Genomic DNA, 15,844 nt, shown 5'->3' on the forward strand with positions numbered 1-15,844 from the left:
GAATTATTATTTTTATATGTTAATTATTGATATGAGGTTTTGTATGAAGTTAGGTGATAAAGTAGTCTTAAAGACACCTTTTTCATCTCCAATAATGATTGTTCGTTCAATTAATGGAGATGATGTGTGTTGTGAATTTGAAATTAATGGTTGGACACAAGAAGTAAACTTAAAAGAAAATCTTTTAAAAACTAGTCCGCCAGAAGTACCTATAGGTATGATTGAAATTGATATTTTTGGTTGGAAGAGTGAATAAAAGTACATCTCACCACTTAGTCGAAGATATCTTTAGTGGTGAGACCACTTGTGCTTTAACGATAGCTTGCTTCTGATTTTTTAACCTTAACATTTTTAAAGTCTAGTGAGTTTATTGCAAGGGAGACATCAATTTCTCTAGAATTGTTTTTAGGGCCTAAAATAATTTCTTTGATTGGATTTATATCATGATAGAAGTCTATATCTATGAAAGGCGTAGGGGTTGATCCATTCATACGAAAATTGATTTTATATTCTTTGCATTTCTCGCCATTCTCAATCCCGCCACCAAATGTATATCGAGGATTTTTTGAATCTGATCTATCTATTTGAATTACATGAACCATCCGTATTTCTTGTTCTTCTTTGAATGCGGAGTTTTTAAAGCCAGATAACCTAACTGAAAAATCCACACAGAGATCAATAAAACTGTCATGACCTTTACTTTCATTCGGATTATCAATTCTTCTCTTGTACATATACCAAATAAAATTTTCAACGATCTGTTTTTGTTCTTCTTTGTTGTAACAAACCTCAATGAATCTAGTCGGAAGTTTGCTCAAATATTTGGCAGAAAATCCTATACTATAGCCTGAGGCATCTAGAGCATAAGCTCTCCATTGACTTAAAACATCCCCATCCTTAGAAAAGCAGCAGGCTAGACTTAAAGTAAAATAACTTTCTTGGAAAATAATTTTTGTAATTTCTTTTAGAAACGCAAGATCAATACTTTTTTCATGCTCTAATTGATTTATAACTTCAACCCAAATGTTGTATCCCCATTGTTTTTCCATGTGGTCATTCATTTGATATAAGCTTGAAAATCTTAATTTTTTACCACTACATATTGCCAAAAATGTCTCAGGTGAGCAGTAATGGTAAAAAATAGTATCTTCAGTGTATGTATCATTAATTCGCATAATTTCTTTGTATTGATCGTCCACTAAGCATTACTCTTTTTTGAAACTATCTATGATTTATATAATACAGCGTATATAAAATATTTTATATTTAAATCATGGATTTATGGTTTTTTGTAAGTCAAGTTATAGTGGTTGGAGCTTTTGAGGATTTATCATATTCAACGAATTATATGCATATTATGTTTGATGTTTTTTTTAAACTAAAAACAGTATCGTCAATTGCTTTTTCTAAATTTAAAATTGAATACCCATAAAAAAATCACCCATTCAGGGTGATTTTTTATGCTGAAATAAAATCAGAAGATCTTATTTTTCAACACCAGCAGCTTGGCCAGCGTATTTAGCATTTGCATAGTCCCAGTTCACTAGGCTTTCTAGGAAAGTAGAGATGTACTTAGGACGAGCATTACGGAAATCGATGTAGTAAGCGTGTTCCCAAACGTCAATCGTCAACACAGCAACTTTACCGTGAGCAAGCGGCGTGTCAGCATTTGAAGTTTTAAGGATAGATAGGTTACCATTCACTTCGTCAGCAACTAACCAAGCCCAGCCTGAACCGAATTGAGTTGTAGCAGCAGCTGCAAATTCTTCAGCGAATTTTTCGTAAGAACCGAAAGCTTCGTCAATTTTAGCAGCCAAAGCGCCAGTAGCTTTACCGCCGCCGTTTTTAGCCATACAGTTCCAGTAGAATGTGTGGTTCCAAACTTGCGCAGCGTTGTTGAATACGCCAGCTTTAGAAGCATCGCCAGCTACAGCTGTGATGATTTCTTCTAAAGATTTGCCTTCAAGATCCGTACCAGCAATTAGGTTGTTCAAGTTAACAACATAAGTGTTGTGATGCTTGTCGTGGTGGAATTCTAAAGTTTCTTTGCTGATGTGCGGAGCAAGATCTTCGTAACCGTATGGTAACGCTGGTAAAGTAATCGTTGTCATGTTTTCAATTCCTTGCATTTTGCTGGGTTTTGACATTAAGTGCGCTTATTGTAATAGATAATCGAGCCAAATTGCGCATTGCTTATAAATAAGAATACAGAATAAAGCTCGAAATTAAACGTATAAGGCCAAATGTCAAAAACAGGCTTATTTGAAAAATTAAATCGGATTGTTTAATTCGAAATAACTATACTCAATATTGAAATGTTCTGAAATAGCCTTTCCAAGGCGCTGGACGCCATAACGCTCTGTCGCATGGTGGCCGCAGGCATAATAATGCACACCTAACTCTTTGGCTTCATAGAAGGTGCGTTCACTGACTTCACCTGAAATATACGCATCACAGCCTTGCTCAAAAGCTTTAGAAATATAGTCTTGCGCGCCGCCCGTACAGAAACCGACTTTTTGAATACTGGTTTTGTCAGCAGGCAGGTGAATGGCATCAAAACCTAAGTGCTCTGACAAAAGTGCTTTAAATGCTTCAGGCGACATCGCTTCTGCAAGATAACCAATATTGCCAATTGGGTTACGCTCAGTTGGGTCAAGCGCTTCAATATTTTGCAATTCTAAAATGTCTGCAATGGCTGCATTATTGCCAAGTGTCGGATGGCTATCTAGCGGGAGGTGGTAGCCGACCAGTGAAATATCATGCTGAATCAGGCTTTTGATGCGTTTTCCGCGCATACCGGTAATTGGGTAGGCTTCACCTTTCCAAAAATATCCATGATGGACTAAAAGCATATCTGCACCAGCAGCAATAGCAGCATCAATGGCATCTTGAGAGGCAGTCACGGCAGCCAAAATTCTACGAACCTCAGTTTTGCCTTCAATTTGCAGGCCATTGGGCGCGTAGTCTTTAAATTCGTGTGATTTTAAAGTTTGATTGCACCACTGAATAATGTCATTTAATTGCGCCATACAGATCTCTTTAGTAAAACAGGGATAATGAATATCTAAACATGCTTTTAATTGTAACTAAAGCATGACAAAACTCTGTGTTTATTTTCGTGCTGATTCAGGGTTTTGCATTACAATATGTCATAAATAACTGAGTCATCAGACAATTAAAATATTTTTAGAGGAATGAAGCGTGCGCAGGACGTTTACCTGGTTACCGTGGGTACTACTTATTTTAGTCATTGCAGGATTTCTTGGATGGCAGCAGCTGCAGAAACCCAAAGCGCCAGTTGCGCCAGATGGCGTAAAAATGCCTGCTGAAAAAGTAGAACCTTTAATCAATACTTCACGTACTGGCGGAGTGGTGTCTTATAGCGCTGCTGTTAAAGTTGCCGCGCCAGCCGTAGTCAATATTTTCACAACGCAAAAAGTGAAACAGCTGGATCATCCGCTATTAAATGATCCTGCTTTCCGTGAATTTTTTGGCAACCAAGTGCCAGATCAGCTGCGTCAAGAGCCGAACGAAAACAGTTTAGGTTCTGGTGTCATTGTGCGTCCAGACGGTTATATTTTGACGAATAACCACGTTATTGCCCAAGCAGATCAGATTATTGTCGCGCTGCACGATGGCCGCCGCGCTTCTGCAGCCGTCATTGGTACAGATCCAGACACAGATTTGGCGGTAATTAAAGTTGAGCTGAATAATTTACCTGTTTTGCCATTTAAACTCAGCGGCAATGAAGTCGGTGATGTGGTCTTGGCGATTGGCAACCCATTTGGCGTAGGTCAAACCGTGACTCAGGGTATTATTTCTGCTACTGGGCGTTCAGATTTAGGGATTAATACCTATGAAGACTTTATTCAAACGGATGCCGCAATTAATCCTGGAAACTCGGGCGGTGCACTGATTGATGTTGCGGGCAATCTGATCGGTGTAAATACCGCGATCTTCTCGCAGTCGGGCGGTTCCTTAGGTATTGGCTTTGCGATTCCTGCAAAAATTTGCCAGCAAATTATGAATGCTATTTTAAAAGATGGCCGTGTAGTGCGCGGTTATATGGGCATTAGTGTGATGCCTGTTTCGCAAGATGATATTTTTGAGGCGAAACAGCAGGGCGTAATTGTGGCAAAGGTTGAGGCTAATGGGCCAGCAGCCAAAGCGGGCTTCCAAAAAGGCGACAAGGTTTTAAAAGTAGATAATGAAGTGATTAGTTCGGCTTCTCATTTGATTAACTATGTTGCGATGCAAGCGCCAAACAGCACGGTACATGTGTCTATTGAGCGTAATGGCAAGCCAATGATGCTGAGTGTTGTTGTCGCAGAACGTAAGGTTCAAAATCATAGTAATGACGCGCAATTTATTCCGTTGCCGCGTTAGGGCTTAGCGCTTCATTTGATGTGTAAAAACGCCTTCAATATTGAGGGCTTTTTTATTGGCGGTGAATAGCAGTGAAAAAATTGCAATGCTGAAGGAGCGGTTGTAGACGGATTTCTTAATGCTTTGCTGCAAATGTACTGCTGAAGTTAACGCTAAGTTTCAGATATGCTGAATGAAATAAGTGAAAATGAGAAAATGATGACATTTATAACAGCAGAAACAGCCAAAGAATATTCAGCAAATGTTAATTTAAATATCGAGCTGTATAAGTTGAGATTGGCTGAATTAATTGAGCAAAATGCAAAACAAGGCAATACTGCTGTATTTACAGTGCTGCCAAAGCATTTGCCATTAGAAGAAATTCGAGCGATTTCAGCGGAGCTTACACAGCTGGGCTATCAAGTGCGTTTTGAGGTCAATGAATTTTTTTATAGTTTTAATGTGTATTGGATTTAGCTGCTTTAGTTTGAAGCTAAAAGGGAACATAGTATTTAAACAGGCATGTTTTTTCTAAATGAACGTTACAGATTTGAAAATCTAAGAACTCATAAAAAAACCGCAGTCAGCAGCGGTTTTTTTATTTCTTAGAGCAGTGTTTTATTCTGCTTTTTGGTATTCGTTAATGACCTCTAAAGCTGCGCGGAAAGCTTCTTGTGTTGCAGGCGCGCCGCAGTATGGTAGGCTGTGCAGCAGGACTTCCTGAATTTCTTCTACGGTTGCGCCATTGTTTAATGCGCCGCGGACATGGCCTTTCAGCTCTGTTGGACTTTTTTGCGCCGTTAAAAATGCAATGGTAATAAGTGAACGGTATTTACGCGGTAAAACACCTTCACGCTGCCAAGTCGAACCCCAAGCATGTTCATTAATCCAGTCCTGCAAAGGCTGGGTAAATGGTACAGTATTGTCCTGTGCGCGTTTTACAAAGCTTTCACCCATAACCTCTGTTCGTACTTTCAGTCCATTTTCATAATCTTGCTGAGACATTTTTACCCTCAATACTTTATTTTTCTGCTATAGCCTATACCTATCATTGCGCAGCGCTATTGGCTGAAGGTCGTACAGCTGCAAATTCAACAGCCTTTTGGACTGCTGAATTTGAAAGGCTTACCGTTTGACTAGAATCTCAGAAATGCTTCAGGACCATCCTTGTGCGTTACAGCAGAATTTTGTGTAACACTAAGCTGTGCATGCGGATTGTCCAGTTCTAATTCATCTTCCAGCTGTGTATCAAAAATATCAGTCAGCATACTGTCATATCGCTGAATGTTGTAGCTTTTCAGCTGTTCGGCTTCTTCAGGGGTAATAAAGTTGCTATTGAGCGCATCGTTAAGGTGCTCTTCAAAGTTCAAACCTTTAAATTGTCCTTTAGATTCAGCTTTTTTAAATTTGTCCCAAAGCGGTTCAATGTTCAGCAGCTGTAAAAATGCTGCTTCCATTCGGCCATTTACATCATGCGGCTGTACAGAATAGTGTACATGTTGCTTTAACTGCTGACGGAAAGCATTGTCCTGCATAAATGATTCGGCAACTTGACGTTTCAGCTGGTCGCTTGGTTTTTTCAGCGGGCAGCCAAAGGGGAAGCAAATGAATTTCACCAGTACAGCGGCTGGGCGGCTCGGAAAATTATTAAACAAGCCATAAAATGCTTCTTGAGCTTGATAAAGCGCCTTATCTAAAGCCAATTGAGCGTGTAATTGTTCATCTTCTGTTTTTGAACCATGTTCATAAAATTTTAAGATTGAAGTTGCAATAAACATATAGGCATGTATATCGGCTAAACGTCCAGAGAGCATTTCTTTGCGCTTAATATCACCTGCCAGTAAGCCCAGACACATATCTGCTGTGAGCGCAAAGTCTGCACTTAAGCGGTTAATGATTTTGTAATAAGGTGCTGTGAACTTGTCGGCATATTCAGAAGCTTGCCCTGATCCGCCTGTAAAACCATAAGCAAAGGCGCGAGCAGTACGGTTAAAAGTATATGCAAGGTGCTGAAATAGCATTGTATTGAAGGTTTTTAGCGCCGAGGATTTATCGTCAGCTTGCAGCAGCTGCAGTTCTTCATATAAATAAGGATGACAGCGCATAGAGCCTTGTCCAAATATCATCAGTGAGCGGCTGAGAATATTTGCGCCTTCTACGGTAATAGAAACAGGTATGGCTTGATAGCTCAGCGCAAGAAAGTTGCGTGGGCCATGCTGTACAGCGCGGCCGCCAACAATATCCATGCCATGATTCACTACGCGGCGCATGGTTTCAGTCGCATAGTATTTGGCCATAGCGGTCATGACGGCAGGTTTGCCGCCTTGGTTTAAGCCGCAAGTCACCATGTAGCGAAAAGCTTCTAGCATATAGGCATCACTGGCAATGTCGCTGGATGCTTCCTGCACACCTTCGAACTTGCCGACAGACAATTTAAACTGCTGGCGGACTTTGGCAAAAGCGCCAACATTTAAATAACTCATTTCACTGGCAGCAGTCGATAAGGCCGGCAGGGAAATCCCGCGGCCAACCGCTAGGCATTCCATGAGCATGCGCCAGCCTTTACCTGCATTTTTTACCCCGCCGATAATCCAATCCAGCGGTATAAATACATCTTTACCTTCTACGGTGCCATTCATAAAAGGGGAGCCGGGATTGTGTCTTGCACCAGTTATCACACCCTTATGACTGGCTGGCAGCAAGGCGCAAGTAATGCCGTAATCTGTTTTCTGCGTATCTCCCAGCAAATGTTCAGGGTCATACAGTTTAAAAGCTAAACCAATAACGGTGGCTACTGGTGCTAAGGTAATCCAGCGTTTAGAGAAATTCATGTTTAAGCCCAGGACTTGCTGGCTTTCGTATTCGCCATAGCACACTACGCCTGTATCAGGTATTGCACCTGCATCTGAGCCAGCTTCAGGGCTAGTCAGGCCAAAGCAGGGGATTTCTTCACCCTTAGCTAAGCCGGGTAAATAACGGGTCTTTTGTTCTTCTGTTCCATAGTTGAGCAGCAGTTCACCTGGGCCAAGTGAGTTTGGCACCATACAGCTTACGGCTGTTGTGAGCGAACGGGATGCAATTTTGCTCATGATGCGGCTTTGCGCAAAAGAGCTGAATTCGCGTCCGCCAAACTCTTTGGGAATAATGAGCCCTAAAAAACCATTGTCTTTAATAAACTGCCAAGCTTCGGGCGGTAAGTCTTTGTGCCTATGGTGGATCTCCCATTCATTCACCATTTTGCATAGTTGCTCAACTTCATTATCCAAGAAACTTTGCTCTTCTACGCTTAGCTGCGGATAAGGATAAGCATCAAACTTTGCCCAGTCAGGCGCTCCCATAAACAGCTCTTTTTCCCACCAGCTGGTGCCGGCATCTAGGGCTTCTCGTTCGGTACTGCTCATGCTGGGCATAGCTTTTGCCAAAGTGCGGTATGCAGGCTTGCTAATAAACTGCATTCGCAAAGGTTCAATGAGCACAATTAAGCTGATGAGCATCAGCGGAATACCCAGCAGCAATGACCAAGGGCTTAGAAAGGCAAGGGCAATAGATACAGCGATAAGCGCTGCTGCGCCTGCGAATAAAGATAGCTCGAAGTAAAATACAGCCCATAAGGCTAAAATAAGTAAAATGACACTGAGGATGAAAAGCATTCGTGATAGCTCCAGTGTTGAGAGCACAGGCTTTATGTCAGCAATTTGCGGTGTTTTACGGGAGTTGGCTGCTCCCTATTATGTTGCAATGAGCGCCTGTGCCGAGTGAAATGTATGTATGATAAAAATGAAGAAATTAAATAGCTTACTTTAGATTGATTAATAATTGGTCTAAAAACAACCTGAATAAAGCTAAGAAATGTTTTATTAGGTAAGTATAGAATTCAGATGAAATAGGTGTGATAAGTCGGCTCAAGACGGGATTTTCTTCAAAAATAAAAAGCCCTCATTAATGAGGGCTTTTGTACAGTTCAAAGCAATTTAGACTTAAGCTTCAATGGTTTGAACCGCAATTTTTTTCGCAGGATCTGCTTTACGGCGTACAGCAGGTACAGGTTCGCCATAGTATTGACGGTCTGCAAAATAACTTGAACGAACCATTGGCGCCGCCCAGATATTCTTAAAGCCTAACTTTTGTCCGTGCGCTGTATAGCGTTCAAATTCTTCAGGTGTGACGAAACGGTCAATCGGCGCGTGTTCTTTTGAAGGCTGTAAATACTGACCAATTGTTACATAATCAACATCGTGTGCGCGAAGGTCATCCAGCAGAGCAATCACTTCTTCTTCAGTTTCACCAATACCAACCATGAGACCGCATTTTGTCGGCACATCTGGGCAGTATTCTTTAAACATTTTTAACAAGTCCAAAGAGTGCTGATAGTCAGAACCTGGACGCATTGCTTTATATAGACGAGGTACGGTTTCGATGTTGTGGTTAAACACATCAGGCGGGCACTCGGTCATAATGCGAAGCGCAATATCCATACGGCCGCGGAAGTCCGGCACCAAAATTTCTAAGAGTGTTTTGGGGCTCAGTTCACGGGTTTCTTTAATACAGTCTACAAAATGCTGCGCACCGCCATCAAGCAAGTCATCACGGTCTACAGACGTAATAACGGCATATTTCAAACCTAAGTTTGAAATGGTTTCTGCCATGTGGCGAGGCTCATCAGGATCAAGCGCATTTGGGCGGCCGTGGGCAACGTCGCAGAATGGGCAGCGGCGAGTACAGATGTCGCCCATGATCATGAATGTTGCCGTACCGCCGCCAAAGCATTCAGGCAGGTTTGGACAAGCAGCCTCTTCACATACGGTATGCAGCTTTTGTGCACGCAATGTCGTTTTAATGCGCTGCACTTCTTCCGGTGCAGACATTTTTACACGGATCCAGTCTGGTTTACGTGGCGTTTCAACCGTAGGGATAACTTTTACAGGTATACGAGCGACTTTTTCTGCGCCACGAAGTTTAACACCCTGTTCAGGTTTACGGTTTTCAGACATATTCAACTTTTCCACTGTTTTAGACGGGGAGAGATACGAAAATTACTGGCATTATTATAGCTGACTTGGGCTGGAATAGGGTAAAAACGGTATTCATTTAAAAAATGTTGTTATCATCCAATATGTGTGAGCTAAATACAGCAAAAATGCAATAATTGCGTCATAATATAGTCCATATAAAGCTATTTTGAATTTCTGATTTTATTAAGGAGCCTTGAATGCCACGTAAGAAAGAGGTCGTTAGTGGGAATTTCGTGAAATACGATGCGGTAGTTCTCGGTTCAGGCCCTGCGGGTGAAGGCGCTGCAATGAAGCTGGCAAAATCCGGCAAGCGCGTAGCAATTGTGGATATGCGTGAACAGCTTGGCGGTAACTGTACGCATGTGGGCACAATTCCAAGTAAAGCATTGCGTCAAACGGTATCGAGCATTATCCGCTACCAGCGTGACCCAATGTTCCAAAAAGTGGGTGAATGGAAACAGTTCACCATGAAGCAAGTGCTTCGCAATGCGCATAAAGTGATTCAGCTGCAAGTAGATACGCATTCACGTTTTTATGACCGCAACAAAATTGATATCTATCATGGCCGCGCTTATGTACAAGACAAAAATACAGTCTTGGTATTCAGTGCAGACGGTATGACTGAAACATTAGTGTTTCAGCAGTTAGTCATTGCAACAGGTTCGCGTCCATACCGTCCTGAAATTTTAGATTTTAATCATCCGCGTGTATTTGATTCAGACAAAATTTTGGATCTGGATTTCTCAATTAAGAAAATCATTATTTATGGCGCGGGTGTGATCGGCTGTGAATATGCATCTATTTTCATTGGTTTAGACCATAAAGTTGATTTGATCAACACGCAGCATAAGCTTCTTAGCTATTTGGATGATGAAATTTCTGACGCGCTGTCTTATCACTTGCGAGAACAAGGGGTATTGATTCGCCATAACGAGCAAATTGATTTCTTAGAAACTTTTGATGATCATGTTGTGATGCATACGCAAAGCGGCAAGAAAATTAAAGCGGATGCGATTTTGTGGTGTAATGGCCGCTCAGGCAACACAGATGGCTTAGGCTTAGAAAATGTAGGCTTGAAACCAAACAGCCGCGGTCAATTGACGGTGAATGAACAATACCAGACAGAAGTAGACAATATCTATGCTGCCGGTGACGTGATTGGCTGGCCATCCCTTGCTTCAGCTGCCTATGACCAAGGGCGTAATGCTGGCGGCAATATGAGCGGTGAAGAAGGCTTAAAACCTGTAACGTCTATTCCTACAGGTATTTATACAATTCCGGAAATTTCGTCGATTGGTAAGACTGAACAGCAGCTGACTGAAGAAAAAATTCCGTATGAAGTGGGTCAGGCATCTTTCCGTTACTTAGCGCGCGCGCAGATTACAGGTGATACGGTAGGTGAATTGAAAATTTTATTCCACCGTGAAACTCTAGAAGTTTTGGGCGTACATTGCTTTGGTAATAATGCGGCTGAGATTATTCATATTGGTCAAGCAGTGATGAATAGCCCGAACAATACGATTAAGTATTTTGTGGAAACAACATTCAACTATCCAACTATGGCGGAAGCTTACCGCGTGGCGACGTTGAATGGTATGAACCGTTTGTTCTAAGTTTTAAAAATGCTTAGATAAAAAACCTGCAGGCTAAGGCTTGCAGGTTTTTTATTGCCAATTTTTTATTGTATCTGGAAAGCTTAAACTTAAATGCTAAGCTAAGGTTCTTGATTATGCTGGGGTTCTTAAAATTTTTCAGCTGGATGGATGTGGCTAATGGGCTCATTAGTTTAATGCGTGAAGCAAAGAGTAGTAAGCAGCGCCGCTGGCAATCAGGCTCAACCAAACAGGCAATTTGCTTTTTAATAACAAGATAACCGCTGCGGTAAATAGCCAATCCAGCCACTGCACAATGTATTTTTCTCCCATTTGAACAATCAGGCAGAGCAGTAAGCCTGTAACCGCAGCATTAATCGTACTGACTGCTTTAAACAGTAATTGGCTTTGCATAAGCTTAGCCCAATAGGGCAGCAGCCCATACAGGAGCAGGAATGACGGCAAAAATATGGCAATAGCAGAAATGGCTGCATTTAATGTAAGTGAGGGTGTCATAGGCAATAGAGCGCCAATATAACTGGCAAAACTAAAAAGCGGACCTGGCATGAGCTGAGCAAATGCATAGCCTGCATTAAAGCTTGCGCCAGAAAGCATGCCGTTTGAGACAAAGTCCTGATGAAGAAATGGCAGAATAATATGACCTCCGCCAAATACTAAAGAAGAGGTACGGTAAAAGCTTTCTACAGCATATAAAAGCGGGCTGCTTTCAGTGTCAAATAATGCAAAATATAAAAATGGCAGGGCAAAAAGGATGAGCCATATAAAAGCCCAGCGTGTATGGTTACTTTTTTGCAATGCTGCTGGATTTTCAGGGGATTTATATTGAGTATTTTTTTCTTGATCTAAAGCAGGTTTTTTTGAAAAGAATAGTCCGCACAAGGCAGCAAGTACAATGACTAAAATTTGATTGATCGGCAGCTGCACAATGTAAACAAACAAGGCCGCAGCGAGCATTAGGGCATAATGGCCAATATTTTGGCAGAAGCTCTGCATCATTTGCCAAAAAGCCCATGCTGCAACAGACAGTACCAGCAACTGTATTACATGGAAAAAAGCAGGATCTAAGGCGTCAAATACCTGAATGCCTAAAACAGCAGTTAAAGTCATCAGCAATACAGATGGCAATGTAAAGCCTAACCATGCTGCTGCGCCTCCCCAATATCCCTTGAGTGTATAACCAATGCTTATGCCTAGCTGGCTGCTGCTTGGGCCAGGCAATACTTGGGCTAAAGACAGCAAATATGCATATTGCTGTTCACTTAACCATTTTTTGTGCTGTACAAAGTATTGATAAAAAATGACTAAATGAGCAGCAGGTCCGCCAAAAGCAGTGCAGCCCAGCTGAAAAAATATGATAAATAGATGAAGCAGACTTAGTTCATGCCCTGCAGTATTTGGCTGTTGTGAGGGTAAGTCGTGCATAGTAAAAACTGCTATTGAATACTGAAATGAGGAGCTTAGGTTTAAATATGGATGAATTAGATTTTTTTATTCTAGCTGTAAAATGTTTCAGCTCAATGACATATTTGGGTGTGAAATTGTCAGTTGGCGCTTTGAATAAGCATATTTATAACGTACACGCTTAAGAGCTGGGTATGATGATATTGTTATAATTTTACATGGTGCTGATTTGCGTAAGGATGCTTTTGTGGTTTTCAAATACTTTTTACAGTATGTGATTTAGAAGGGGTGGCCTCCTGTTAAGCTGAAAGGTCTGGAAAACAAGGAAATCAGCTAAGTTTTTGTTTTATTTTTTTTTATAAGTGTGTGATTCGATTTCTTTGGGCTGATTTGGCGTGTTTAAGCATAAAACCTACTGGAAACTGTCAAAGTTTTGACACTCTTCAGCTATATTTTATGTGAATGACAGTATTGAAAAGCCAATTTAACCGTATTGCATCAACAACGTTAGTGGGCGCAAAAAGCCTGCTGAAAATCATTAAATAATGCAGGGGTTTGCATCCATAAGACGGCAGACAGTAACAGCAGCATAGAAATACCGAATGCTATGGAAAATTTAAGCCAAAACATAGAATTATTCATTGACTACGTTATCCTCATTTACCCAGAAATGTACCAGTACGCCCAATACGCTCAAGGCAATAGATACGCCCCAAATGATATTGTAGTTGCCAGTCATATCGTGGTTAACACCGCCCAGCCATCCGCCAAAGAATGACCCAATTTGATGGGTAAAGAACACAATGCCGCTGAGCATCGTTAAATACTTTACACCAAACATATTTGCCACAATGCCGTTAGTGAGCGGAACAGTAGAAAGCCATAATAACCCCATACTGATCCCAAAAGCGTAAATTGTCCATGTGCTTAAAGGCAGCATAAGGAAAGCAATAATAGCAATGCCGCGTAAACCGTACAGCAGCATCAACAAGTGAGGTTTAGAGTATTTTCCGCCCAGCCAGCCAGCGCCGTAGGTGCCAATAATATTAAATAGGCCGACAAGCGCTAGAAAAATTGTTCCAGTGGTTGCATTAAAGCCATGGTCAATGAGATAACCCGGCAAATGGATGCCGATAAAGACAACTTGGAAGCCGCAAACTAAAAAGCCTAGGGCTAAAAACCAAAAGGGTTTATGGTTTTTCACAATCACTAAAATTTGTTTAAAACTTAAACTTGGCGCATTTGAAGCTGTTTTAGCATTAGGGTTGATATACATCGGCGCTTTTAGCATCCAAGCTAAAGGCACAATCAGTGCGACTAAAATGGCGCTGACAATTAATGCTGCAGACCAGCCGATATTTTGCAGCAGCAGCAAGGTCGACGGCAGCATAATAAATTGGCCGAATGAACCTGCTGCGCTGGCAATACCCATGGCAAGGCTGCGTTTTTCAGGATGCGCTGCACGGCCAACAGCAGAAAGCAAGACAGGAAAGGACGTAGCAGAAAGAGCAAGGCCTAAGATTAAGCCAACGCTTAAATTAAGCAATAATCCTGTAGAACTGAAGGCCATAAGCAGCAGGCCAATAGTATATAAAACGCCGCCAACAGCAACGACAACTTTACTGCCGTACTTATCTGCAAAAGCGCCTGTAATCGGCTGTACAGCGCCCCAGATTAGGTTTTGCATGGCAATTGCAAGGCTGAATACATTGTGCCCCCAGCCAAACTCATGACTCATGGGTACTAAATACAGGCCAAATGCATGACGGACACCCAGTGATAGCGCCAAAATAATAGCGCTTCCAATTAACATATAAATCAGAGGTTTGGAGAAGCGGGTATCTGTCATAAGTGTCATACTGCGAGAAATTTACAGTTATTTTAAGTCAAGCCGCTGCTGAATACGATTAATAAAATTTCACCTAACGATAAAATTAAGTTATGTAACAGCAATCATAAATTTAATAAAAATAAAAAAAGACAGCAGGTGCTGTCTTTTTTAAAGAATCATTTGAATATTAGAAGCGGTAACCGACACCTGCATACGCTAGAATTGGGTTGATCTCAATATCTGCTTTAGAGCGGATCAGTTCACCATGCGTAGCATCTGTGACCGTAATGGTCGTGTCATTGCTTAGGTGAGCATAGGAAACTGAACCGACAGCAAACCATTTGTCATTAAAGTCATAAGTGAAGCCGGCAGTTACAACTGGAGCAAATGCATCAGATGCTTCTAAGTCCACTTGAGGATTCGCTTTACTCTTTTTACCCTCTAGCGCAGCGCCTGCATTGCCTTCTTTAATGTTGGCAATCATGTGGCCTGCAGCAATCAAATCCTGTTCAATGCGCGGATTCATCTCAAGCTCATTGAAATAAGCATACATCATGCCTATACCCACATAAGGGCGGAATTTATTTACTCCAGTTTTGCCAAAGTGATATTGGAACTCAAAAGCCGGTGTCCATGCGCGTGCAGAAGCGGCAGCGCCATGAGCGCCTAAGTCTGTAATTTCAATATCATTTTTTAAATCAATATTTAAAAACTCTAGCGGAAGTTTACCAATTTGCGGTGTCGCAATTGCGGCAAAAGGCGCATAAATTTTACCTGAGCCATTTAAGTCTACTTTTGGCGGAATACCAGCTTTCATTTCAAATGAAATGTTATCTGTAAAAAAGTAGTTGGTCATAATGCCCAGTGTAGTGACATTATCCGCTTCTAAGCCTGTACCGGGGTTGTCCCAGCTTTCTAGACCAGATATGGAAGATGAACCGCTGAGGCCAGAACCTAATGTGCCGCCAGTAAAAATACCTGCAAGCTTAAGCGCAGCGGCCAAAGCACCTTGCTGCTTTTTGTCATTTAAATTATTTAGAACGGTATCAACTTGAATGTCGCCATTTTTAGCAACCTCGCCATTCTTTACAGCAGTATTCACTTTAAATGGTTGTGCTTTCCCTTGAGGCATAACATGCAATGCGCCTACAGAAATAGAGAAGCGTTTAAAACCATCCCCGTCCTTTAGGCTGAAATAAGGTGAATCAGCATGACTAAGTACAGGTAAAGCAGCAACAGATGCTGCTACGCAGAGTAAAGTTTTTTTCATTTTGGGGACTCCATGTCCGAATGTAGCTAATAATTTTTCTAGGCTGTCATTATGGAAATTAAACTGCTTAATGATTGTTCATAAAAACAATGTATTAAGTAGTGCTCATGTTAATTTTATAAAGTTTTGTATTATTTAAATGTTGTTATGTGGGTATTTATGTAACCTTTTTAACAAGGGTTTTACATTTAAATGTTATTGGGTAAATATTGTTCATTTTTCTGTATTTAGTCAAGTTTACTTTTTATTTCTGTCTGATTTTGCGCTTAATTGGTGCGCCGTATTAAAAGCATTTGGCAAAATGATGCAGTTTAAAATGCGGGAATGGATCTCATTTTATGAAATTTCTGCA

General features: G+C 41.3%; 13 protein-coding genes. 4 read left to right on the forward strand and 9 right to left on the reverse strand.

The features are described from left to right. Positions 1-43 precede the first annotated feature (43 nt). On the forward strand, positions 44-256 hold the full coding sequence (locus tag D7V32_RS01045) for a hypothetical protein (RefSeq protein WP_147394204.1): 213 nt from the start codon (positions 44-46) through the stop codon (positions 254-256). A 55-nt stretch (positions 257-311) separates the two neighbouring features. Here D7V32_RS01045 and D7V32_RS01050 read toward each other — a convergent pair whose 3' ends face one another. From D7V32_RS01050 to D7V32_RS01060, 3 genes are all read right to left on the reverse strand, one after another. Further along, positions 312-1,199 (reverse strand): DUF2971 domain-containing protein, encoded by an 888-nt coding sequence (locus D7V32_RS01050; RefSeq protein WP_120401058.1) that lies wholly within the window; start codon positions 1,197-1,199, stop codon positions 312-314. Positions 1,200-1,484: 285 nt separating this feature from the next. Beyond that, the gene (locus D7V32_RS01055) at positions 1,485-2,111 is read right to left on the reverse strand and encodes a superoxide dismutase (protein ID WP_117007287.1); all 627 of its coding nucleotides are present in this window, start codon (positions 2,109-2,111) and stop codon (positions 1,485-1,487) included. 159 nt (positions 2,112-2,270) lie between these two features. Then, the gene (locus D7V32_RS01060; protein WP_120401059.1) at positions 2,271-3,029 is read right to left on the reverse strand and encodes a Nif3-like dinuclear metal center hexameric protein; all 759 of its coding nucleotides are present in this window, start codon (positions 3,027-3,029) and stop codon (positions 2,271-2,273) included. 172 nt (positions 3,030-3,201) lie between these two features. On the opposite strand from D7V32_RS01060, the gene D7V32_RS01065 reads away from it, so the two are divergent. Together D7V32_RS01065 and D7V32_RS01070 are read left to right on the forward strand one after the other, a co-directional pair. Beyond that, a complete protein-coding gene (locus D7V32_RS01065) occupies positions 3,202-4,386 on the forward strand; it encodes a S1C family serine protease (protein ID WP_120401060.1) in 1,185 nt (394 codons plus the stop codon). Between the two features lie 198 nt (positions 4,387-4,584). Beyond that, positions 4,585-4,842, forward strand: a complete 258-nt coding sequence (locus D7V32_RS01070) for a hypothetical protein (RefSeq protein WP_171407544.1) — start codon at positions 4,585-4,587, stop codon at positions 4,840-4,842. 141 nt (positions 4,843-4,983) lie between these two features. Here D7V32_RS01070 and D7V32_RS01075 read toward each other — a convergent pair whose 3' ends face one another. From D7V32_RS01075 to lipA, 3 genes are all read right to left on the reverse strand, one after another. After that, a complete protein-coding gene (locus D7V32_RS01075; RefSeq protein ID WP_068975262.1) occupies positions 4,984-5,370 on the reverse strand; it encodes a carboxymuconolactone decarboxylase family protein in 387 nt (128 codons plus the stop codon). A gap of 131 nt (positions 5,371-5,501) precedes the next feature. Next, positions 5,502-8,015, reverse strand: coding sequence for an acyl-CoA dehydrogenase (locus tag D7V32_RS01080; protein WP_120401061.1), 2,514 nt, complete (start codon positions 8,013-8,015; stop codon positions 5,502-5,504). A gap of 327 nt (positions 8,016-8,342) precedes the next feature. Further along, a complete protein-coding gene (gene lipA / locus D7V32_RS01085) occupies positions 8,343-9,356 on the reverse strand; it encodes a lipoyl synthase (protein ID WP_120401062.1) in 1,014 nt (337 codons plus the stop codon). A 218-nt stretch (positions 9,357-9,574) separates the two neighbouring features. Here lipA and sthA point away from each other — a divergent pair, with 218 nt between their 5' ends. After that, positions 9,575-10,990 (forward strand): Si-specific NAD(P)(+) transhydrogenase, encoded by a 1,416-nt coding sequence (gene sthA / locus D7V32_RS01090; protein ID WP_120401063.1) that lies wholly within the window; start codon positions 9,575-9,577, stop codon positions 10,988-10,990. Between the two features lie 168 nt (positions 10,991-11,158). Here sthA and chrA read toward each other — a convergent pair whose 3' ends face one another. The 3 genes from chrA to D7V32_RS01105 all read right to left on the reverse strand — a co-directional run bounded on the left by chrA (position 11,159) and on the right by D7V32_RS01105 (position 15,492). Continuing rightward, a complete protein-coding gene (gene chrA, locus D7V32_RS01095) occupies positions 11,159-12,412 on the reverse strand; it encodes a chromate efflux transporter (RefSeq protein WP_120401064.1) in 1,254 nt (417 codons plus the stop codon). A 613-nt stretch (positions 12,413-13,025) separates the two neighbouring features. After that, a complete protein-coding gene (locus D7V32_RS01100; protein ID WP_120401144.1) occupies positions 13,026-14,240 on the reverse strand; it encodes an MFS transporter in 1,215 nt (404 codons plus the stop codon). 169 nt (positions 14,241-14,409) lie between these two features. Continuing rightward, positions 14,410-15,492, reverse strand: a complete 1,083-nt coding sequence (locus tag D7V32_RS01105) for an OmpW/AlkL family protein (protein WP_120401065.1) — start codon at positions 15,490-15,492, stop codon at positions 14,410-14,412. Between the last annotated feature and the right edge of the window lie 352 nt (positions 15,493-15,844).

The sequence above is a fragment of the Acinetobacter tianfuensis genome (assembly GCF_003611465.1).
Classification (GTDB): domain Bacteria; phylum Pseudomonadota; class Gammaproteobacteria; order Pseudomonadales; family Moraxellaceae; genus Acinetobacter; species Acinetobacter tianfuensis.